14 protein-coding genes are annotated in these 20467 nt (G+C 49.0%); 9 read left to right on the top strand and 5 right to left on the bottom strand.

Annotation, left to right across the window (positions count from 1 at the left end; translation table 11 throughout):
• The first annotated feature begins 58 nt into the window (after nucleotides 1-58).
• The 3 genes from H6F93_RS09300 (at nucleotide 59) to H6F93_RS09290 (ending at nucleotide 7627) form a co-directional block, all read left to right on the top strand.
• Nucleotides 59-826 (top strand): carbonic anhydrase, encoded by a 768-nt coding sequence (locus tag H6F93_RS09300; protein WP_190680190.1) that lies wholly within the window; start codon nucleotides 59-61, stop codon nucleotides 824-826.
• Between the two features lie 1623 nt (nucleotides 827-2449).
• Nucleotides 2450-6856, top strand: coding sequence for a two-partner secretion domain-containing protein (locus H6F93_RS09295; protein WP_190680189.1), 4407 nt, complete (start codon nucleotides 2450-2452; stop codon nucleotides 6854-6856).
• Between the two features lie 36 nt (nucleotides 6857-6892).
• Nucleotides 6893-7627, top strand: a complete 735-nt coding sequence (locus H6F93_RS09290) for a DUF928 domain-containing protein (protein ID WP_190680188.1) — start codon at nucleotides 6893-6895, stop codon at nucleotides 7625-7627.
• Nucleotides 7628-7707: 80 nt separating this feature from the next.
• On the opposite strand, the gene H6F93_RS09285 is transcribed toward H6F93_RS09290, so the two are convergent.
• Complete coding sequence (locus tag H6F93_RS09285; RefSeq protein WP_199313589.1) at nucleotides 7708-8811, bottom strand: spore photoproduct lyase family protein; 1104 nt, start codon at nucleotides 8809-8811, stop codon at nucleotides 7708-7710.
• A gap of 363 nt (nucleotides 8812-9174) precedes the next feature.
• On the bottom strand, nucleotides 9175-11043 hold the full coding sequence (gene thrS, locus H6F93_RS09280) for a threonine--tRNA ligase (RefSeq protein ID WP_190680187.1): 1869 nt from the start codon (nucleotides 11041-11043) through the stop codon (nucleotides 9175-9177).
• 312 nt (nucleotides 11044-11355) lie between these two features.
• Between thrS and H6F93_RS09275 the strand changes: the two genes are divergently transcribed.
• Nucleotides 11356-11685: a DUF2605 domain-containing protein gene (locus H6F93_RS09275; RefSeq protein WP_190680186.1), complete on the top strand. Its 330-nt coding sequence runs from the start codon at nucleotides 11356-11358 to the stop codon at nucleotides 11683-11685.
• A 198-nt stretch (nucleotides 11686-11883) separates the two neighbouring features.
• Nucleotides 11884-12216, top strand: a complete 333-nt coding sequence (locus tag H6F93_RS09270; RefSeq protein ID WP_190646021.1) for a DUF2973 domain-containing protein — start codon at nucleotides 11884-11886, stop codon at nucleotides 12214-12216.
• A 51-nt stretch (nucleotides 12217-12267) separates the two neighbouring features.
• Here H6F93_RS09270 and H6F93_RS09265 read toward each other — a convergent pair whose 3' ends face one another.
• Nucleotides 12268-12615 (bottom strand): (2Fe-2S) ferredoxin domain-containing protein, encoded by a 348-nt coding sequence (locus tag H6F93_RS09265; protein WP_242043367.1) that lies wholly within the window; start codon nucleotides 12613-12615, stop codon nucleotides 12268-12270.
• A gap of 156 nt (nucleotides 12616-12771) precedes the next feature.
• On the opposite strand from H6F93_RS09265, the gene H6F93_RS09260 reads away from it, so the two are divergent.
• The 3 genes from H6F93_RS09260 to H6F93_RS09250 are packed head-to-tail and all read left to right on the top strand — an operon-like array spanning nucleotide 12772 to nucleotide 14528.
• Complete coding sequence (locus H6F93_RS09260) at nucleotides 12772-13140, top strand: 2Fe-2S iron-sulfur cluster-binding protein (protein WP_190646023.1); 369 nt, start codon at nucleotides 12772-12774, stop codon at nucleotides 13138-13140.
• Complete coding sequence (locus tag H6F93_RS09255) at nucleotides 13070-13669, top strand: thermonuclease family protein (protein WP_242043366.1); 600 nt, start codon at nucleotides 13070-13072, stop codon at nucleotides 13667-13669. The genes H6F93_RS09260 and H6F93_RS09255 overlap by 71 nt, the downstream gene beginning before the upstream one ends.
• The gene (locus tag H6F93_RS09250) at nucleotides 13617-14528 is read left to right on the top strand and encodes an inositol monophosphatase family protein (protein ID WP_524537921.1); all 912 of its coding nucleotides are present in this window, start codon (nucleotides 13617-13619) and stop codon (nucleotides 14526-14528) included. The genes H6F93_RS09255 and H6F93_RS09250 overlap by 53 nt, the downstream gene beginning before the upstream one ends.
• Nucleotides 14529-14638: 110 nt before the next feature.
• Here the strand turns inward: H6F93_RS09250 and H6F93_RS09245 are convergent, their stop codons facing one another.
• Nucleotides 14639-16366 (bottom strand): hypothetical protein, encoded by a 1728-nt coding sequence (locus H6F93_RS09245; protein ID WP_190680185.1) that lies wholly within the window; start codon nucleotides 16364-16366, stop codon nucleotides 14639-14641.
• A gap of 140 nt (nucleotides 16367-16506) precedes the next feature.
• On the opposite strand from H6F93_RS09245, the gene H6F93_RS09240 reads away from it, so the two are divergent.
• Complete coding sequence (locus H6F93_RS09240) at nucleotides 16507-18060, top strand: glycosyltransferase family 39 protein (protein WP_190680184.1); 1554 nt, start codon at nucleotides 16507-16509, stop codon at nucleotides 18058-18060.
• Nucleotides 18061-18062: 2 nt separating this feature from the next.
• Here H6F93_RS09240 and H6F93_RS09235 read toward each other — a convergent pair whose 3' ends face one another.
• Nucleotides 18063-20462 carry a hybrid sensor histidine kinase/response regulator gene (locus H6F93_RS09235; RefSeq protein WP_190680183.1) on the bottom strand — a complete coding sequence of 800 codons (2400 nt, stop codon included), beginning with the start codon at nucleotides 20460-20462 and terminating at the stop codon, nucleotides 18063-18065.
• Nucleotides 20463-20467: the final 5 nt, after the last annotated feature.

The following is a 20467-nucleotide window of genomic DNA, read 5'->3' as shown; positions in this document are numbered from 1 at the left end:
GAGTTCGTTTTGCGTGGCGATCGAATTGTGATGGAGATCTACGCAGAGAGGAGAGAATATGAAGCAGCATTCAGATAAATCTTTGGTTTCAAGAAGAAACATTTTGCAATTGGGTAGTGCCTTCGTGGGTGCAACTTCGCTCACTGCTTGGTTAGGGTCTGGAGCGTTGGCTCGTACCGTTCAAAACCGAGCCGATCGAACTCAAGTGGCTCAAGCTTCGGGCAGTGCTCCGTATACGTCTTCATCCACTTTGACTCCCGATGAAGCACTAGCCAAGTTGATGGAGGGCAACCAGCGCTTTGTGACAAATAGACGGTTGAATCCCAATCAAGACAGCGTTCGCATTAGCCAGGTAGCAACTGGACAGGCTCCCTTTGCTGCCATTCTCGGTTGTGCTGATTCGCGGGTTGTTTCAGAGATGGTTTTCGACCAGGGCATTGGCGATCTCTTTGTGGTACGGGTTGCAGGCAATATTGCCATTACAGAAGGTATTGCCAGTGAAGAGTTTGCTGTTGGCGTGCTCGGAGCACCGTTACTCGTTGTCTTGGGACATGAACGCTGTGGCGCAGTGCAAGCTGCTCTAGAAGTTGGTACAGAACTTCCTGGTGTGATTGAGTCCCTCGTGTACGCCATTCGACCTGCTGTTGGAGCATCTGAAGGACAATCAGGCGATCGACTAACAAATGCGATCAAAGAGAATGTTCGACTTCAGGTGCAACGGCTACAAACCTCTTCAGTCATTGCCAACGCAGTAGAACAAGGCAAGCTTAAGGTGGTTGGAGCCTACTACGACCTTGATACAGGAGAGGTGAGCTTGGTGAGCTAGGCTCCTCTGGAGCCGTACTGTTAAAGTGCTTGTTCCGGTTCTGTCGCAAGAATTTTTAGGGACACTATGCTTAGGAAACCGATGCGGGATTCTAAGCATAGTGTCCTTGATATAAAGTAGTCACTTTTTTTGCGACAGAACTACCATTTTGCAACACTACTAACTATTGAAGGTAACTGGTTCAGATAGTGAAGGTGAAATCCGAGTATTGAAATTTTTGGTCATTCCTTTTTCCCTGAAACGCTGTTTGTACCTCAAGCACGTCCAACTCCTGAGACTCCTCACCCAATCGTGGCAAGGAGTAGCAAATGGTGATCGTTTTAAAGAAACATCTTGTGGAACATCTAGAACACTACTTGAAATAAAAAAGGTTTCACTGTTGTTTTGTAGCTAATTTTTTGTAGCCAATTTATGGAAGTTACCAAAACTTACAGCCATTTTCGGATGAGTAAGCCATAGCGTAGGGGCGGTTCGTGAACTGCCCCTATAGCGGTCTGTGGTTTATACGAGTGAAAACGGCTGTAATTCTGTAAAACCAGTCAAGGCTATCAATTCAGGAGGTTATCCATACAAGGTGTTTTAATCCTGGTTTGTCCACGCTGTTTTTTTCGATTGGCTTTTTGCCGATCGCCCAAGTACAGCACACTTAGCCTCCACGGGTGATTACGGTGGACGAGGATATCGCTTACTCAGCGGCAACGGGACTCTTAAGGAAGATGAGACGATTGGAAATAAGACCGAATTGAGGCAAAGCAAATATTTGAATAACCTCGTTGAGCAAGATCATTGAAGCATCAACCGTGTTGTGAAGCGATGATGGGATTCAAATCGTTCAATAGCGCGAGAAGAACTTCCAGTGGGATTGAAGCGATGAATATGATCCGCAAGGGACAAGTTAATGGAATTGCTCAAGGAGGCATTGCTGACCTGATATATGAATTTTTGTAGGGGCATGGCATTGCCATGCCCTACAGAGGAGATTGAGACCCGTGAATCATACCCGCATTCAACAACGCCCTTAAGAAAGTAGAGTCTCTCAGCCAAGTTTATTTAAGCACTCTTTGGAATTACGTTTCGAGTATCCAAATAATACAGATTGTTTGTCCTTAAACAGTTTTTGCGACATAACACTCGTAACAGCATAGACAGAACATTCTCAACCACTCTTCTAAGGGTGAGAAATTTTGTAGCGACCGCTACACTACCTCAAACTGGGCTTCAAGCGGTATCAGAGTCATCTCAAATAAGATGCAGCTCCAGCACAATATAGATACTCCGGCTTATAGAGTTATAACGCTTTATTAAGATATAGGTAGCCTAAATCGAATTTAATTGAGCAATAACCTGATGTCAGCTTAAGTTAAGAGTTAACTCAATGAACTTAAGTGGTAAGAAATGAAGAAATGTTGAAAAATAAATACGACAATAAAAAACGGAAATTTGAGAAGGAGCTGTGGAGTCCCTACCCGTTAAATATTGACTGAAAGCAAGTCAGCCAGAAAATAATGGCTGAATCGGGATAACTGTATGGCGTTTAGGAGAGGATTAGCCACGGATAGCGCGATCGCACTTATGCAACAAGACTGTCTGCACCAAATTATTCAATTCTGGGGACGAGACTAGATGAGTAAGGGGCATCTGAATGTATGGTTTCTGCTGACCAGTGCTGTAGGAATATTGGGTTGGGTGCAACCCAGTGTTGCAGAGGTCATTCCTGATGTTACTCTGCCTGCAAGGGAGCGATCGCAAGTTACAGGCAACCCCAATTTTCAGATTGATGGTGGAGCAAGGCGAGGGGGAAATCTATTCCACAGTTTTAGCCAGTTTTCGGTGCCTACTGACGGTTCTGCCTTCTTTAATAATGCTGCCGGTATCCAAAACATTTTCAGCCGCGTTACAAGCGGGTCAGTCTCAGAGATTGATGGCGTGATTCGAGCGAATGGGACTGCTAACCTATTTTTGCTCAATCCCAATGGCATTCTGTTTGGGCCGAATGCGGCACTTAATATTGGTGGCTCATTCGTTGCTACGACTGCGGATGCGATCAGCTTTCCCAATGGGGAAGTGTTCAGCAGCGATATAGCTCAACCCCTGCCCAATCAATTGCTCAGCATTAATCCCAATGCGCTCTTCTTCAACCAACCCACTCCACAGCCTATTGTTAACCAATCCATCTTTAACGAGCAGGGTTTACAAGTTCTTCCTAGACAGAATCTATTGCTAGTTGGAGGAGAAATTCAACTAGATGGCGGGCGGCTGATTAGTCCAGGGAGCCATGTCGAATTAGGAAGTGTTGGTGAGGCGGGAACCGTCAGGTTATCCACGGTGCGCGAGAATTGGCGATTAAATATACCCAATGAAGTAACCAGAGCGGATGTTTTCTTAAGGAATGGTAGTCCTGATGTTAGTGTCGAAGGAGACAGTGGTAGCAGTATCAGAATTCTTGCCCAAAACATTGAGGTTTTTGGAGGGTCACTTCGAGTTGGGGTTTTAAGAGATACAGGATCTCCCAATACTCAAACTGGGGATCTTGAGCTAAATGCAACTGGCTCGATCACAATTTCCAACACTCCCGTAACCAACATCTTGGCTGGACAGGGAAATACCGGCAGCATCTATCTCACAGCAGGCGATCGCATCACGATCCTGGGAAATAGGTTGCTCAGCACAGCCGAACCTGGCAGCAGCGGCAATACGGGAAATGTGACCATCTCAGCGGGAACAATCTTGTTCGACGGTACACTTTTAATTTCCAATACCTCTCAGCAAACGGATGCGAGTGATATCTTCATCAACGCTCGCGATCGCGTCTTGTTCAACAACAGTTTTGTATACAATACCGTAGAACCAACGAGCACCGGCAACGGTGGCAACATCAATATCAACACAGGGTCTCTTGCTCTTACCGAGAACGCTCAACTCATTCTATTCACAGCAGGGAGAGGAGACGTTGGCAATCTTAATATCAATGCCCGTGATACCGTTCTTTCAGAGGACAGTGCTGTATTCAATTATGTGGAACCAACGGGTATTGGCAACGGTGGTGACCTTAACATTACTACGGAGTCACTTGCTTTTACAGAAAACGCTAGGATGCTGTTATCCACGCTAGGGCAAGGGGATAGTGGCAGTGTCAATATCAATGCTCGCGACACCGTCTTGATGGAGGGTGGACAGATATCCAACACGGTGGGCTCAACTGCTATCGGTAATGCTGGCGGTATCAATATCACGACGGGGACACTCACTCTCACCAATGGGGCTCAAATGGTTGCTGGAACTTCTGGACGGGGGAATGCCAGCAACATTACCATCAATGCGCGCGATCGCGTTTCCCTGGATGGTGAGTCTTCCGATGGCACCATTGCAAGCACTATTTTTACACGAGTGGAGCCAGGAGCGGTGGGGCAGGGAGGGGCGGTAAATATCACAACTGGCTCACTGTTTCTGACCAATGGAGGGGCAATCAATACTGCAAATGTTGGTGGAACGGGTAACTCAGGTCGCGTCAGTATCGAGGCTCGTAACGCTATACAGATTCGTGGTACAGCCCCCGTTCAGACTACCAACCGCAGTGGAATATTCACCTCAGCAACGGAAGGATCAACGGGCAACGGAGGAGATGTCATCATCACCACAGGCTCACTTTCCGTTTCTGATCGGGGAAGGATTATCACCAATGCTGAGGGACAAGGCAGGGCTGGAAACATCCGAATTCAGGCAAGGGATACCGTTTCCTTTAATGGTGGAGATGCTGTCAGCACATTAGATCGAGATGCCATTGGTAGAAGCGGTGATATTGATATTGCTGCGCGATCGCTCACTCTGCTCAATGGTGCTCAACTATCCACCAGCACTAGGGGACGCGGTGATGCTGGGAATGTCACGGTTGATGCTCGTGATACCGTTCTCCTGGATGGAGCAAATCGCGTATCCGCCAGTGCGATTAACACTCGTGTAGACGCTGGAGCCGTCGGCATCGGAGGGCAAATCGAGATCACAGCAGACTCAGTTTCGTTGATCAGTGGAGCACAATTGGCGACGACTACGTTAGGTCAGGGGCGAGCCGGAAATATCTCAATTAATGCGAGAGAGCGGGTAGCCATTTCTGGAACAGATGCAAACTACACCAGTCGTGTTCCTCAACCTGATGATGAGATTGATGCGATTAGTGCAGGCCCAGCCAGTGGACTATATGCCAATACAGAACCAAACTCGATTGGACGGGGAGGAAGTATTCGGATAGCGACGGGCGAACTAACCGTTGAAGCGGGTGGGCGATTGGCTGCCAGTACGTCTGGACGAGGGGGTGCAGGCAACATTCGAGTTCGGGCGACCGATGCAGTGACGCTCTCCGGCACCAGTTCCTTTGGATTTTCCAGCGGCTTGCTCACCAATACAGAGAACACATCAACAGGGCGGGGCGGTGCCATTCGTATCGATACTAACGCCTTGCGGGTAGAGGAGGGAGCAGTCTTGAGTGCCCGCTCTTCCAGCACCGAAAGAGGGGGTGAAATTATTGTGAATGCTGAAACTGTTGATCTAACTGGGGGCGGACAACTACTCACCACTGCTTTTAGTAGTGGTCAAGCGGGAAGCATCACTGTGAATGCGGGCGATCGCCTCTACATCGCAGGCAGTGACTCTGCCTTTGACGCTCGACTAGCTCGGTTTGGCAGAACCACGGTTGATCCGGTGAGTGCGGCTAGTGGACTGTTTACCAACACTGAAGTTAACTCTAGTGGTGCAGGCGGGGCGATCGCCCTTACTACTGACTTCCTCTCATTGCTGAATGGTGGTCGTCTAGTTAGCAGCACTGCAGGACAAGGGGATGCCGGAGACATCACAGTAAACTCATCTAATCTGCGGCTCTCTGGTGCATCAAGTGGACTGTTCGCTCAGACAACCACCGATGCGAATGCAGGTAACTTGAGGATTCAGCCCCAAGGGAACGGGCAGAGCATAACAGTGCAGTTACAGGAAGGAGCGCAAATTTCTGCTTCTACCTCTGGGGGCGGTCGAGGTGGAGCGCTGACCATTACGGCTCCAGAGTCTATCACGTTAACAGGTAATGGCTCCATCATCTCAGCCGAAACCAGCGGCAGAGGAGCGGGAGGTAACCTAAACCTGCAAACCGAAACGCTGAACATTCAAGATCAAGCAGAAGTGACGGTGAGTAGTTCAGGTCGGGGACGTGCAGGTTCCCTGTTTGTAGATGCAGGTCAGATCTTTCTCAATAATCAAGGTAGTATTCGGGCGGACACGTCTGGTGGTGGGGGTGATATTAACTTGCGATCGCCCCTCATTCTCCTACGCAACGGTAGCAACATCACAACCAATGCCACTGGAAGTAACATTCCTGGCGGCAACATTGCAATCGATACTCAATTTCTAATTGCTGTGTCCAACGAAGATAGCAATATCAGCGCTAATTCTGAGAATTTTCGGGGTGGCAACATCAGCATCAACGCATCTGGTATTTTGGGTATCCAGCCACGTCTTACTCCTACCCCTTTAAGCGACATAACCGCTACAGGCGCAAACGCCGCTCTAGATGGAACCATTGCCCTCACCCTCACCGGAACTGACCCCACACCTGGTTTAGTTGAGCTCCCCATTGACTTAGTAGACTCATCTCAGTTAATTGCTCAAGGCTGTCCGGCAGACGAGGGCAATTCATTCGTCATTAGTGGTCGAGGGGGTTTGCCCCCCAATCTCGAGCAGCAACTAGATGATGACGCAGGTTGGCAGGATAGACGCAGGTTAACAGTAACCCAGCAAAGGGATGAGGGGGAAGGTCGGGGAGACATAGAGACACCAGGATCTGGGGAATTTGCCGCAACCCCTCTCCGCGCTTCCAACGCCCCACTCACCGAAGCTACAGGATGGCAAACCACTTCCACTGGAGAGGTTCTCCTGATGGCTATCACTCCTGAGCCAGTCGTGCAGAACTCCTCCAATCAACCAGCCACTTGTTCACCTGGCAACACTGAAAGGAGTAACCTAATCCACCGTTTCCCTGATACTTAAGTTTTGCCCTTCTAGAAAACCGGTTATAACAACGTCATGACTTACATCCAATCTTTGCTGTGCCGCCTATCTATTGCAGTTGTCTTGATTTTAGAACTGGCGATCGCCCCCCAAGCAACGGCTGTTCAGCAGACGCTCAAGCAAACCTTACCCCCACCCCCGCCTAACAATCCAGGTAGCTCAGCCGCAGGAGGACGGCGCAGTGCATCCACCTGCCCCCAAGATGCGATCGCGGCAACAACCGATCCCTTATTGACTGCTCTTAGCCCAACGACTACACCGGGTTTAAGCCTGGCAGAGCACCCTACGTTTCTGGTATACGTGCCCAGCACCAGTGCCGAGAACGCAGAGTTTAGCCTTCGCAGCCGAGACGGACGAGGCATTTATCGAACAACAGTCCCCCTGACGGATACTCCTACTTTAATCAGCATTTCCCTTCCCGATCAGGTTGCTCCTTTAGAAATTGGCAGTCTCTATACATGGTCATTTGCTATCATTTGCAACCCAGACAATCGTATCGAAGATCAGTTTGTTACAGGCAGCATTCAACGTATCGAGCTAAACCCAGTCCGTCTGAGTCAAATTGAGCAATCTCCCCCTGCCCGGCGTATTGCACTATATCAAGAGGATGGCATTTGGTACGATGCCCTTACTCTCCTATTCGAGTTAAAGCGCAGCCAACCTGATGATCTGAGTATCGATACGACTTGGCGTGAGTTCTTGCAGTCAGGGGGAATTGATAGCACGATAGATAGCAATTTAGACCAATAACAACTATCTCCGAAAGATACAAGGAGCAGGTTTTAAGGGTGGTTTCTTGGATGCCCACAGACCTACTCTAATCCTCTCATCTAAAACGCGTAGCGAATGGTGCAATAGGGTAAGCGCTCCTGCATTAACTGAGTAAGGGCATCCACGAGAGTTCCTTTAAAGCCGCGCTTATAGCGGACATTCTTGCCACCCGTCTGAGAATGCTTCTGTTCCTGCAAATCAGGTTGCCAGAGTAAGGTCTCTCCTTGCGGATGCCAGCCCATGTTAACCTCGTGCAGTTTATCGTTATGAGTCAGGAAAATGATTTCTGCTTTCAGTTGGGCTTTTGCTTGAGGGGACAGCGTGTCGTCGATCTGCTGCAACAGCTCCTCGTAGTCAGTCAGCCAAGTATCGGTGTAGATCACCGGTGCAAGGTTAATGTGAACTTCATAACCCGCTTCGACAAAGTCGTTGATGGCGGAGATGCGATCGCCAATACTAGAAGTGCGAATGTCCACAATCTGCGCTTTTGACTGAGGCATTAAGCTAAACCGAATGCGAGTCTTGCCCTGTGGGCCATAGTCAAGCAACTCACGATTAACACGCTTTGTGGCAAACGTTGCTTTTGCATTTGGAATGGTGCGAAAAAGCTGAATGATATCCTTCACGTTGTCACAAATGGCTGCATCCACCGAGCAATCGCTATTCTCACCAATCTCATAAACCCAATACTGCGGATCGACCTGATTTGGCTCAGGCTTGTTACCCTGCTTAGCTGTATGACGCTGAAGATATCGCTGAATCTGCTCGATGTTGACAAATGTAGTAATAGGCTTAGCAAAGCCCTTGCGCCGGGCCACGTAGCAGTATGAACAAGCCATCGCACAGCCATTTGCATGGGAAGGTGCAATAAAGTCAGAACTGCGAGAGTTAGGACGTGCCTGAAGTGACTTTTTCACACCCAGAATTAAGACACTTCGCTTGATCCGGTTCCAGTCTTCTACGGCTCCCTCGTTGCCATGTAGTTCAGGAATCTGCCAGTGTGACTCGACCTCAATTCGCTGCGTATCGGGATATTGAGCAAAAATCTCCTGCCCTCGCGGAACTTCTAAAACAGCGGGTTCATAATAGATCGTCTGAATGTTGAGAAGGCGGTTAAGCGCCTCACGGTCTTGCTCTTGTGGCGTGGCAATCTTCAAACTCAAAACACAAAATCCAATTCATCAGCTCTTTCAAGATAGATCTTGAGCCAATAGAATTCACCCCAGACAACCGCCCCAGATGGAGAGATTTCCTCTTTCTAGCAAATTTTATCCTTTACCCACTACCGAAATGCCCTTAAAGCAGGGCTTGTACCCTTACTTTTGCTCTGTTCTATGAACTGAGGAATGGTTTCAACAATAGGCGAATTAGGGAAGGTCGGACTGGTCTCAGATTCACTGTATTTACCAGCTTGAAGAACGCTAACCTTTAACCTGCCATTCTCGTAGCGCCACAGTTCAGGAACACCTAATATCTCATAGGCACTAAGAAGTAGGGTGCGTCACGACGCACCCTATCAAGTTTGGTTAGAAGTGGCTGTAGTGAGCGATCGCCCCTTTCACCCGCTCAATCACTTGCTCAACTGGAATTGCGCCGAGATCCTGCGTTTCCTTTCCGGCTTCACGAATACGGACGCTGAGAGAATTGGCTTCCACTTCCTTTGCGCCAATGACGGCCATGACCGGAATCTTTTCCTTCTCAGCATTGCGGATTTGTTTGCCAAGGCGATCGCCACTGTTATCCACTTCGACGCGGATGTTGAGCGATCGCATCTTGGCTGCAACTTCTTTAGCGAAAGGCAACTGCTCTTCACCCACGGGCAACAGGCGTACCTGAACCGGAGATAGCCACAGCGGGAAGTCACCTGCATACTCCTCAATGAGAATGCCAACTAACCGTTCGAGAGAGCCAAACGGAGCGCGGTGAATCATCACAGGGCGCTTGCGGCTACCGTCCTCCGCCACATACTCTAGGTCAAACCGTTCGGGTAAGTTGTAATCAACCTGCGCCGTACCCAACTGCCACTCGCGATCGAGCGCATCCTGGAAGATAAAGTCGAGTTTTGGCCCGTAGAAAGCTGCTTCCCCGATGCCTTCAAAGTGATCCATGCCTAGCGTTTCTACTGCACGGCGAATGGCAGATTCTGCCTTGTCCCAGGCTTCATCAGAGCCAATATATTTATCTAACGCAGGGTCACGGAAGCTAAGTCTGGCTCTGAAGTTTTTCAGCTGCAGATTCTTAAACACCGATAGAGTTAAGTCCACGACGCTGAGGAATTCTTCATCCAGCTGTTCGGGCGTGACAAATAGGTGAGAGTCATCTACCGTAAAGCCCCGAACGCGGGTCAATCCGCCCAGTTCGCCCGATTGCTCATAGCGGTAGACCGTGCCAAACTCTGCCAGCCGCATGGGCAGTTCCCGGTAAGAGCGCAATTCACTCTTATAGATCTGAATGTGGAAGGGGCAGTTCATTGGCTTTAGCGCAAATCCCTGTTCTGCCTGACGGGCGTCGTCATCTTCCGCCATCATCGGGAACATGTCTTCTTTGTAGTTCTGCCAGTGTCCCGAAATTTTGAACAGGTCAACCCGTCCAATATGCGGTGTAACGACAGGCAGATAGCCGCGCTTGACTTGCTCTTGCTTAAGGAAATCTTCTAGCGTCGATCGCAATACCGTTCCCTTAGGAGTCCACAGCGGCAAACCCGGCCCAACCGGATCTGCGAAGATAAATAGCCCTAGTTCTTTGCCCAGCTTGCGGTGGTCGCGCTTAAGGGCTTCTTCTTTGCGGCGCTTATATTCAGCTAACTGCTCTGGCGTTTCCCAGGCAGTGCCGTAGATACGCTGAAGCTGCGCTTTGGTTTCGTCGCCGCGCCAGTAGGCACCCGCCACGCTTTCGAGAGCGATCGCATCAGGATTCAGTTCAACCGTGCTTTCCAGGTGCGGTCCAGCACACAAATCCCACCACTGGTCGCCCAAATGGTAAATCGTAATCGGGGCTTCTAGCCCTTCCAGGATTTCTAATTTGTAAGGCTCATTAATTTCCTTGATGCGGCGTTCAGCTTCTTCCCGGCTGATTTCTTCCCGCGTCACGGGCAGCTTTCGGTTGATAATCTTAGTCATCTCCTTCTTAATTGCCTTTAAGTCTTTCTCGGTAAACGGTTCAGGACTGTCAAAGTCGTAATAAAAACCGTTTTCGATCCAGGGTCCAATAGTTACCTGCGCCTTGGGAAATAGCTTTTGTACGGCCATCGCCATCACATGTGAAGCGGTGTGACGAATTTTTCTCAAGTTTTCAGATTCGCTGGTGCGCGGCAGGTAGACTTTCTCTGGCTGTTTTTCTGGCTGCTGTTGAAGCGATTCAGGCTGTTGGGAAAGAGATGATTCTAGGTTAGGCATTGTCTGGTGATCGGTTGATAGAGACTACAAATGGACAAAATCGGTCAAAGAATGAGTCGTTCAGCAATTCCGTAGTTCGGTTTGGGGTTAAAGCTGTGCTAGTTCGCATAGGTCATAGGGTTGAGTATTCTACAGCCTCTATCTTACACGGGGGACGAGGAAGGATGAAGGATGAAAAGTTAGCGAGCAGAAGCTGATCCTTATTCTTAACCCTAGCCCCCAGCCCCTAGCCCCTAATTCCCTTCTAATAATTGTTACGAAACGTAAATTAAGTTAAGATTTTAGTTAAGCTAGAATTTTATATCTGAATCAATGTTTAACTCTTCTAATTTCAATGTGCCTGAGCCTGAGCTGCTCAAGACTTTGTTGGAGCCTCTGCTGGAAGATTTTCAGTATTGGTTTGGGCGATCGCGCACTTTACTCGAATCCCAAACCATCAACTTTTTGGGTGACGAGAAGCAGGCAGACCTGTTAGAGCGAGTCAAACAAGCCCAGCAGCAGGTTAGCAGTGCTCAAATGTTGATGAAAGCAACTGACAACCAGGTTGGGGTAGAAACTTCGGTATTAATGCCTTGGCATCAGTTGGTTACGGAGTGCTGGCAGGTTGCCATTCAATTTCGCTTAGAAAATCCGGTTGATTAAGTTCCTAAGCCTATGGTTGAGGCAAAAATCTGAGAAAATATGGATGCTTAGATTAGCTGAATACCCTACAAGTTAGATAGGTACTTTTGTTGCAGTCGATTTAGTCGTCTGCATGGCTTCAGGTTCTGTAACTACCAAGAGCGCGTTTTAGTAAGAGTATTTTGTCCCGGTGAGCAGTCGGTCGAAAGGAGAGCGGTTATGTTACATCTAATTTACATTCTTGCCTTTACAGTTTTGGCGTTTCTAGCGGTTGGCAATTTGATTCGCAATTTAATGACGCTTGGCATTGAGTCTCAGCGTTCTTATGCTCCGCAAGGTCGATTTTCACCCAACTCAACGGGTCAGCCTCAAGTAGGATATGGGCGAGTGCGTTCTGTGCCCCACCCAGAACTGTTGGATGAGGCTGGGAACATTGTGAATGAGCCATTCTTGGTGATGCGCTCCTTCACGGTTGAAGATGCGCGTGAGCAGCTTGATGCACTCTACAACTCGTCACCCAGCAAGAACGATGAGGCACACGGCGAAGTTTAGAATATAAGTTTTATTAAATTTGAAGCAGGGGTGCATTCCGCCCCTGCTTTTTTAGTCTTGGGATGAGAAAGCATCCATCCGAGGATGAAACCGGGGATGCAGCAATGCTTCTACAGGTTTGTCCGACTGCAAGTGCTGCTCAATGATCACAGGTACATCAGTGGGCTTAACCCGGCAATACCACGTGTTGTCAGGAGCAACCTTCACCGTTGGCCCAGAACCGCACTGCCCCATGCAATCGCTAGCGCTGACAAATACGCCAGGAGTTGCAGCAGCTTGAAAGGCAGCCAACACATCAGCCGAGCCACTTCGCAGGCAAGAGCGGTGCTGGCAAACCAAGACACAGCGACGCTTGGCTTGAGCGGGTTGATCGGTTGGGTCGTTCAATAGCTGATCCAAAACGTCTGATTTTACGACTTTAGGCTTTATTAAAAATAGCAAACCCAGTCTTATATTAGACCTCGTGCGTGAACGGTAGCTCTTAAAGTGATGCTTTGTTGGGCGCAGAGCGCTTTATCATACAGAGGTTGTGTGTTTTTCTGGTTATCGAGATCCATGATTCGCTCTTACACTGTCCGGATTCACAATAGCCAGACAGAAACCTATCACACGGTACAGGTTCCTGAAGATCGCTATATTTTGCAAACTGCTGAGGAGCAGGGCGTGCAATTGCCTTTTTCGTGCCGCAATGGAGCTTGCACAGCCTGTGCGGTGCGAGTACTCTCTGGTGAAATTCACCAGCCTGAAGCAATGGGGCTTTCTCCCAAGCTAAAGGATTCTGGCTATGCGCTGTTATGTGTTAGCTATCCTCGCTCGGATCTGGAGGTAGAGACTCAAAATGAAGACGAGGTGTATGAGCTTCAGTTTGGTCGCTATTTTGGCAAAGGACGGGTTCGAGCAGGTTTACCGTTGGATGAAGATTAGGGAATTTCTCCTGCTTCTTTGCTGTCTGTTGCTCATCGGCTGTCAAGCATCTATTAAGCCTCAAGGCACAGCGGTGCAGGTGTCGCGAGCCGTTAGTGGACAAACTATTGAGGTTTTAGACCCGACTGGACAAACAGTTCTCAATCAGGAAGTTCGACTGATAGGAATTGATGCGCCTCATCCAGAGCAGGAACCGTGGGGAACCGAGGCGAGAGAACGATTGGCAGAACTGGTAGAGGGACAGACGGTTTTGCTAGAGGCAGATGTAGCAACGCGAGACAGCTATGACCGAATTTGGGGCTATGTCTGGCTGAATGACGTACTAGTCAACCAGCAGTTAGTTGAGGACGGTTTGGCGCTATCAGTCGGGACGCCCCACCCCAAATATGGCGATCGCCTCACCCGTGCCCAAGAAAAAGCGCGACTCTTAGGCGTTGGCATTTGGAATCCGCAGCAGCCAATGCGACAATTACCCTGTGAATTTCGACAACAGCGATCGCCAGACGAAACCATCTCTTGCCCCAGTTAATGTCTTCCCTCCTTCCCAACCTCTAACCCCCAATCCCATGCCCCACTCCTCCGCCCAACTCCAAACCCTGCTCGATATTGCAACCGAAGCGGCCCTTGCAGGAGGAGCAGTTTTGCAATCTTACTGGGGGAAACTGGAGGAAATTCAGGAAAAAGGACGACCCGGAGATCTGGTAACTGAGGCAGACAAAGCGTCAGAGGTAGCCGTTTTGGAAGTGTTGCAGCGGCATCTGCCCGACCATCCCATCCTGGCGGAAGAGTCAGGGCAACTGGGAGAAGCGACCAGTGAGTATCTGTGGGCGATCGACCCGCTGGATGGCACCACCAACTATGCCCACCAATATCCCTTTTGCTCCGTTTCGGTCGGTTTGCTGATTGATGGAGTTCCACAAGTTGGCGCAATTTTTGATCCATTTCACGAGGATTTGTTTCGGGCTGCAAAAGGACTGGGAGCAACCCGCAACCGCCGCCCCATCTATGTTTCAAAAACTGCTGAGTTAGGTAAAAGCCTACTGGTGACAGGCTTTGCTTACGATCGCCGCGAAACCCCTGACAATAACTATGCTGAGTTCTGCCGCCTGACCCATCTAACTCAGGGAGTACGGCGCGGTGGGTCTGCCTCCATTGACCTAGCATATATTGCCTGTGGGCGATTAGATGGCTACTGGGAACGGGGACTATCACCCTGGGATATGGCTGCTGGAGTCATCTTGGTAGAAGAGGCAGGCGGTCAGGTGACTGCTTATGATGAAAGCCCTTTTGTGATTAATTCGGGACGAATTCTGGCAACCAATGGGCAAATTCATCAGGCACTGAGCCAGGAACTTCTGCAGACAAAACCTTTGGCGGAATATAGCTAGGTATAGAAGCAATATTACAGCCATGTTCCGATGGGTCCATAGCGTAGGGGTCGTTCGCGAACGACCCCTACAGGGATTTGTGGTTTATCCAAGGGGAAACGGCTGTGAGTTCAGTCTGACAATCCTAAAAGGCAGTCAGCTTGTAACACGATCAAATTTTCAACTTCGAAGGCAGAACACTGTTCTAATGCGCGGCTCAGTGCAGGGACGTTGCCTTGCTGCATCGTGGTGACTACTTCTGCCGCAACTTCTTCGTGCTGCCTGACCCAGCGTTCGTCTACGACATATTCGGCGGTGAGTGAATCTTGCTCCAGCACCCAAAAGTCAATTCCATATTGCTGAATAAACGCCTTCACAGCGGATAAATCGGAGCTGTATTGCGCTCGAATTAAATCAACAACACGCTCTCGAAACTTGCGATAGTAGCCAAGCTGATAGGGAATGGCATATTCCCGACCGACCAAAATCGATCGCTGAGCAAAGGAGGGAATGTTGTTAATTTCGTTAGACAAGGAAGCAATCAGCGTATCTTTGGGCTGCTGCTGAAAAAACTCATATAGGGCTGGAATTTCACCGACTTTGTAGTTAGGCTGAGGAAATTCTTCGACCAGGCTGGGGTAAAAAATCAGTCCGCCGCTCAGCAGGGCAGTAAGCCCCACGGCTAGAAGTTTTTTGTAGGCGACCCGATCGCCTGGTCGATTTGCCCACTGAAATAGAGCATCCAGAATTGCCGTAATAGCGATCGCCGCTGCAATTGCCATGACAAAGCGAAAGCTGTGCTGAGTATAGCGGCTGGGTAGCTGAAGCTTAAACAGCAACAGATGCGCGATGAAAAACAAACCCACTGATGCCAAAATGATCTGCGACAGTAGCTTCCCCTGACTGGTCACCTGCCGCAGCAGCGGAAAGCGATCAGGAAAGCGCCAGATGATCGGCAATAGTAAACCGCTCAGCATCAATCGGGGCACCCACAGCGCCGGAAAGATACCGCTGCGCTCTGCCACCAGCCAAAACTCAAACGGATCTTTGATGAAAAAGCGCGATCGCCCATCCTCACCAAAGTCAGCCAATTCTCGCGCCTCAGCAGGTGTAATCGTCGGGCCAAATTCTGAGGATTGCAGTGCAAATGGCAATAGCACCAGTACCGCTACAGCTAGACCTGCCAAACAAAATTCATAGTCTGACCGAACTTTAGAAAAGCCTGGTTTCCCCTGATTCCACTGAAGCGGTTGGAGGCAGAGAATTCCGGCTGAGATTAGGACACATTGCGGGTAAAACAATCCCTGAAGGGCGATCGCCCCCAGCATCGGGAGGAGCGATCGCTGCAGCAAAAAATACAGAAAAGCTGCAAATAGCGGATACAGAAAGGCTCTAGGGGTCGCAGAGGACAGATCGTCCTTCATCCACACGTTTTGATTCAGCAGCAGCGTCGTTAGGAAACCCGTCACCGGAATCGGCAAAATCTGCATACTGATGCCAAACACAAAGCCCGTCGTGATTAGACCGAGGGCGATCGGCAGCAGCTTATTAAAAATCATCGGGTCAATGCCCAGCAAAGCTCCCAACCGATACAAACTGGTGTAGCCAACGGGTACAGCAGACTGAAAATAGTCAGCAATCAAGTCTCCTGGAAACAGCGCCGCATCCATGAACCGCTGCATCCAAAAAACATGTTGACGAGCATCATCCTGCACCACATACTCACTGCCAAACGCCTGCTGAAGCCCCAAAATGCCATAAATTGCCGCGAAAGCTAAACTAAAGCCAAACCAAAACTTTAGCTGAGACCCAGATTTATGAGCCGTTTCAGACATAAACAAGTGATGTAGACGAGCCATTAGAATAGCAGCGATAAGGAAGGTACAGGTTGCTCACATCCGATTGTAGGGTGAACCATCGTCCACCCCTGCAACTGAATCAGCCTGAAATATTGTAAGCTTCTGTGAAAGATCGAACCTGCTGAGAAACCGCTTTGAGTATGAACAGCAAATCAATATGGCGTTTGAGGAAACATTTAACCGGGTTACACGTCTTCATCGCGATTGTGCTGGTTCTCGGCATCTTTTTTCGCTTTGTTAACCTCGACCGCAAAGTCTACTGGCATGACGAAACGCTCACCTCTTTGCGAATCTTTGGTCACACCGAGACAGAACTGGTTCAAAAAGCATTTGACGGTGAAATCATTACCGCTGAGCAGCTTCAGCAATTCCAGCAGCCCAGCCCCGAAAAAGACCTGGGTGATACCCTCACCGCCCTCGCCGGAAACGCCGAGCATCCACCCCTCTACTATCTGATGGCGCGGCTGTGGGCAAGCTGGTTTGGTAGTTCAGTTGCTGCCATGAGAAGCCTGACTGCGGTAATTGGCGTTTTGGCACTTCCCTGCGCCTACTGGCTTTGCCTGGAACTGTTTGGTTCTGCCCAGGTCGGATTAATCGCAATGGCAGTCATTGCCATCTCCCCCTTCCACGTGCTGTATTCTCAGGAAGCGAGAGAATATAGCCTCTGGACCGTCACAATTCTGCTATCTAGTGCAGCCCTGCTCAAAGCAATTCGGCTGGGGAAAGCTGTGAACTGGGGGCTTTACGCAATCACCATTGCATTGGGGCTTTATGCTCACCTCTTAGCGGTGTTGGTGAGCGTGAGCCACGGCATTTATGTTCTGCTAAGCAAAAATCTGCGTGATAAAGCATTTAAGCCTTACCTGCTCGCTTCGGGGGCTGGAATTTTGTCTTTTACACCCTGGTTAATTGTCGTCATTTCAGGGTTTTTCAAAATTCACGACATCACAGCAGGTTCCCGCAGGGGCTTGACTTTTTCATCACTGATAGACAAGTGGTTTCTCAATTTCAACCGGATTTTTCTTGACCATGAACAAGGTTCGTTAAATATCCTGTTTGTGGTTTTGACGATCTATTCCCTTTACTTTCTTTGCCGCAAAACACCCAGGTCAGTTTGGCTATTTGTGCTTAGCTTAACTGGAGTGACTGCGCTCACCTTGCTCTTGCCAGACGTCATTCTGGGAGGTCGACGCTCTACTCTGATGCGATATGCAACTCCATGCTGTTTAGGAGTTCAGCTTGCCGTTTCCTATCTAATTGCAACCCAACTGAATGGTGAGAAGGTGCGCCAACGCAGAATTGCAAAAGCATTTTTGGCAATCCTTATTACATTGGGTGTGATTGGTAATTCCCTTAGTGCGCAGGCAGACGTTTGGTGGACAAAAAGCCGCGATCGCAGCGGACATTATCTACCAGTCGCCGACATTCTAAATGGATCCAATCGACCTTTGCTCATTAGTGATGCTGACCCCATTGCGCTGCTTGCTACCAGCCGCTATTTACAGCCAGATACTCCCATGTTGCTGGTTTTCCCACCTGAGATTCCTCGAATTCCTGCCTATCCGGGAGAGCGCTTCTTGTTTGATGCGTCTTACAGATTTCGTGAAACGCTCCAGACCCAACAAGGATTTGAACTGATGTCTATCTACGCTAAAGCTGAGGTTACGCACCTTTGGGAAATCGTTGAGAAATAGCCTTAGAGGGAATTGATATTGATATTGGGCTGAAATCCTGGTTGAACGGGCTGTTCTAATACAGCCTGCAACGTTTGCAGCAGCTCTTGAATGGTGTAGGGCTTCACAACAAAACCTTTGATTCCGCTAGCCTCTCTCAACTTACCGTTAGACACAAATCCACTGATGGCGATCGCCTTGATCTGCGGATCAATTTTTAGGAGAGTTTGAATGGTTGTGATGCCATCCATAGAGGGCATCATCATATCGACCAGCGCAACAGCAATTCTGTGTTTGTATTGAGCGCAAAGTGCAATTGCTTCAATCCCATCATTGGCTGTCAACACATGATAGTTGTAGGCTTCTAGCGAAACTTTGATTGTTTCTAAAACTGCCGTTTCATCGTCCACCACGAGAATCCATTCTGCATTCCCGTTGGATGAGGCAGCAGGCTCTACTCGGGGAGAAACGGAGGCTTCGACGGCTGGTAAAAACACTCTAAATTCAGTTCCTTCGCCCACTTTGCTCAATACCTCGATAAATCCTCTGTGACTCTTGACAATACCTCTTACCGTAGAAAGTCCTAACCCTGTCCCTTTCCCAATCTCTTTCGTGGTGAAAAACGGTTCAAAAATTCTATCTACGATTTCGGTTGACATCCCGGTTCCGGTATCTTTGACGCTCAGCCCAATATAAGAACCAACGGATGCGTCAAGATTCATGCGGGCGTAGTGTTCATCTATAAACAGGTTTTTAGCAGAAATGGTGAGTGTGCCGCCGTGAGGCATCGCATCACGCGCATTGACGACTAGATTCATCAGCACCTGATGTAGGTGGGTCGCGTCTCCAGACACTAACCAAAGCTCTGGCTCCACATTAGTCGACAACTCAATAGATTTAGGAAATGTCTTTTCAGCAATCTGCTCAATCTCGTGGACTAGGTGCTTGACCTGCACGATCGTCCGTTTGCCCTCGACACCGCGAGCAAACTGAAGCACTTGCTTGACCAGAGCTGCCCCACGTTTGGTGTTGGTTTCAACGATTTTAAGCAAATGCTTACTTTGCTCGTCGGCATTGGGAAACTTCAACTGCAACAGCTGTGCCGTACTTAAAATGGGAGTCAGAATGTTGTTGAGATCATGAGCAATACCACCTGCAAGAGTGCCCAAGCTTTCGAGCCGTTGCGTTCGCAAGAATTGGCTCTCGAGCTGTTTCTTCTCAGTGATGTCTGTATTAACCGTCAAAACAGATTTGGGTTGCCCCTGGGCATCGCGCATTAATGTCCAACGGCTAGCGACGATGATTTCTTTGCCCTGTTTATTCACCTGATGCAATTCGCCTTGCCAGGTACCGCACTCCATTAAGCCTCTTTGAGCCGTTTCAAGTTGGTCAAGCGAGTCTAACCGATACAAGAGCCGATTTGCGTCCTGGTTGATGACCTCTTCAGCCTTCCATTCGTAGACTTGCTCTGCTCCCTTATTCCAATACTTAATTTTGTTGTTTAAGTCTCGTACCAGGATGGCATCTGTTGTGATGTTGAGTAGAGCTGCCTGTTCCCGGATCTTGTCTTCTGCTTGCTTGTACTGTGTCAAATCAAGCACAAAGCTAACGATCGCCTCTTCAGATTCATCCAGCAAAGCCCCGCCGATCATCACAGGAATGCGGTGTCCATCCTTGCGGAAATATTCTTTCTCAAAAGCACTAAACGCTCCAGAACTGGCTAGTTCTGCTATTGCTGCCTGATTGAGATAATCATATTCTGGAGGCGTAAGGGTCTGCCAATTGATCTTTCCAGCCTGTAGGTCAGCGCGACTGTATCCAATGATTTGGAGGAAGGCGTCATTGGCATCTGTAATCCTGCCATCAGCCATGCTAAAAATCACCCCAATCACGTTGGACTCGATTAAATGTCTAAATCGAGCTTCACTACGCTGTAGTGCTTTAAATGCTTGCTCGCGTTCTGCTTCTAGCTGCTGACGCTGTTGGATTTCCTTTTCTAGCCGCTCATTCTGTTCTGTTAGCCGCTTGGCTAAATTTTGCAGTCGAACGTGAGTGTTGACTCGCGCTAGAACCTCTTCGTGGTTGAGCGGTTTAGTGATGTAATCAACTGCTCCAAGATTTAAGCCTTTGACCTTGTCGTCGTTATCGCTAACCGCGGTCAGAAAAATAATTGGAATTTCCTGGGTAGCTGGCTTGCTTTTGAGCCGACGGCAGGTTTCAAACCCGTCTATACCGGGCATAAGGATGTCTAGCAAAATCAAATCAGGTGGGGCGTATTCTGCCAGGGCGATCGCTCTTTCCCCATCTTCAGCCACCACCACTTTGAACCCAGCAGCCTCTAGTAAATCGAGCAGCACATCTAGATTCGTGGGGGTATCATCCACGATCAAAATCACACCTTCTTCCGCAGTCCCTGTAGCCATGAAAA

The sequence above is a fragment of the Leptolyngbya sp. FACHB-671 genome, from assembly GCF_014695745.1.
GTDB lineage: Bacteria > Cyanobacteriota > Cyanobacteriia > Elainellales > Elainellaceae > JAAUTN01.
The sequence above is the reverse complement of the archived record's forward strand: the minus strand, read 5'-3'. Positions and strand labels throughout refer to the sequence as shown.

What these genes read in the sequence shown, in the direction of transcription:
- H6F93_RS09300 (WP_190680190.1), top strand. Translation starts at nt 59, where the DNA reads ATGAAGCAGCATTCAGATAAATCTTTGGTTTCAAGAAGAAACATTTTG.
- H6F93_RS09295 (WP_190680189.1), top strand. Translation starts at nt 2,450, where the DNA reads ATGAGTAAGGGGCATCTGAATGTATGGTTTCTGCTGACCAGTGCTGTA.
- H6F93_RS09290 (WP_190680188.1), top strand. Translation starts at nt 6,893, where the DNA reads ATGACTTACATCCAATCTTTGCTGTGCCGCCTATCTATTGCAGTTGTC.
- thrS (WP_190680187.1), bottom strand. Translation starts at nt 11,043, where the DNA reads ATGCCTAACCTAGAATCATCTCTTTCCCAACAGCCTGAATCGCTTCAA.
- H6F93_RS09275 (WP_190680186.1), top strand. Translation starts at nt 11,356, where the DNA reads ATGTTTAACTCTTCTAATTTCAATGTGCCTGAGCCTGAGCTGCTCAAG.
- H6F93_RS09270 (WP_190646021.1), top strand. Translation starts at nt 11,884, where the DNA reads ATGTTACATCTAATTTACATTCTTGCCTTTACAGTTTTGGCGTTTCTA.
- H6F93_RS09260 (WP_190646023.1), top strand. Translation starts at nt 12,772, where the DNA reads ATGATTCGCTCTTACACTGTCCGGATTCACAATAGCCAGACAGAAACC.
- H6F93_RS09255 (WP_242043366.1), top strand. Translation starts at nt 13,070, where the DNA reads ATGAGCTTCAGTTTGGTCGCTATTTTGGCAAAGGACGGGTTCGAGCAG.
- H6F93_RS09245 (WP_190680185.1), bottom strand. Translation starts at nt 16,366, where the DNA reads ATGGCTCGTCTACATCACTTGTTTATGTCTGAAACGGCTCATAAATCT.
- H6F93_RS09240 (WP_190680184.1), top strand. Translation starts at nt 16,507, where the DNA reads ATGAACAGCAAATCAATATGGCGTTTGAGGAAACATTTAACCGGGTTA.
- H6F93_RS09235 (WP_190680183.1), bottom strand. Translation starts at nt 20,462, where the DNA reads ATGGCTACAGGGACTGCGGAAGAAGGTGTGATTTTGATCGTGGATGAT.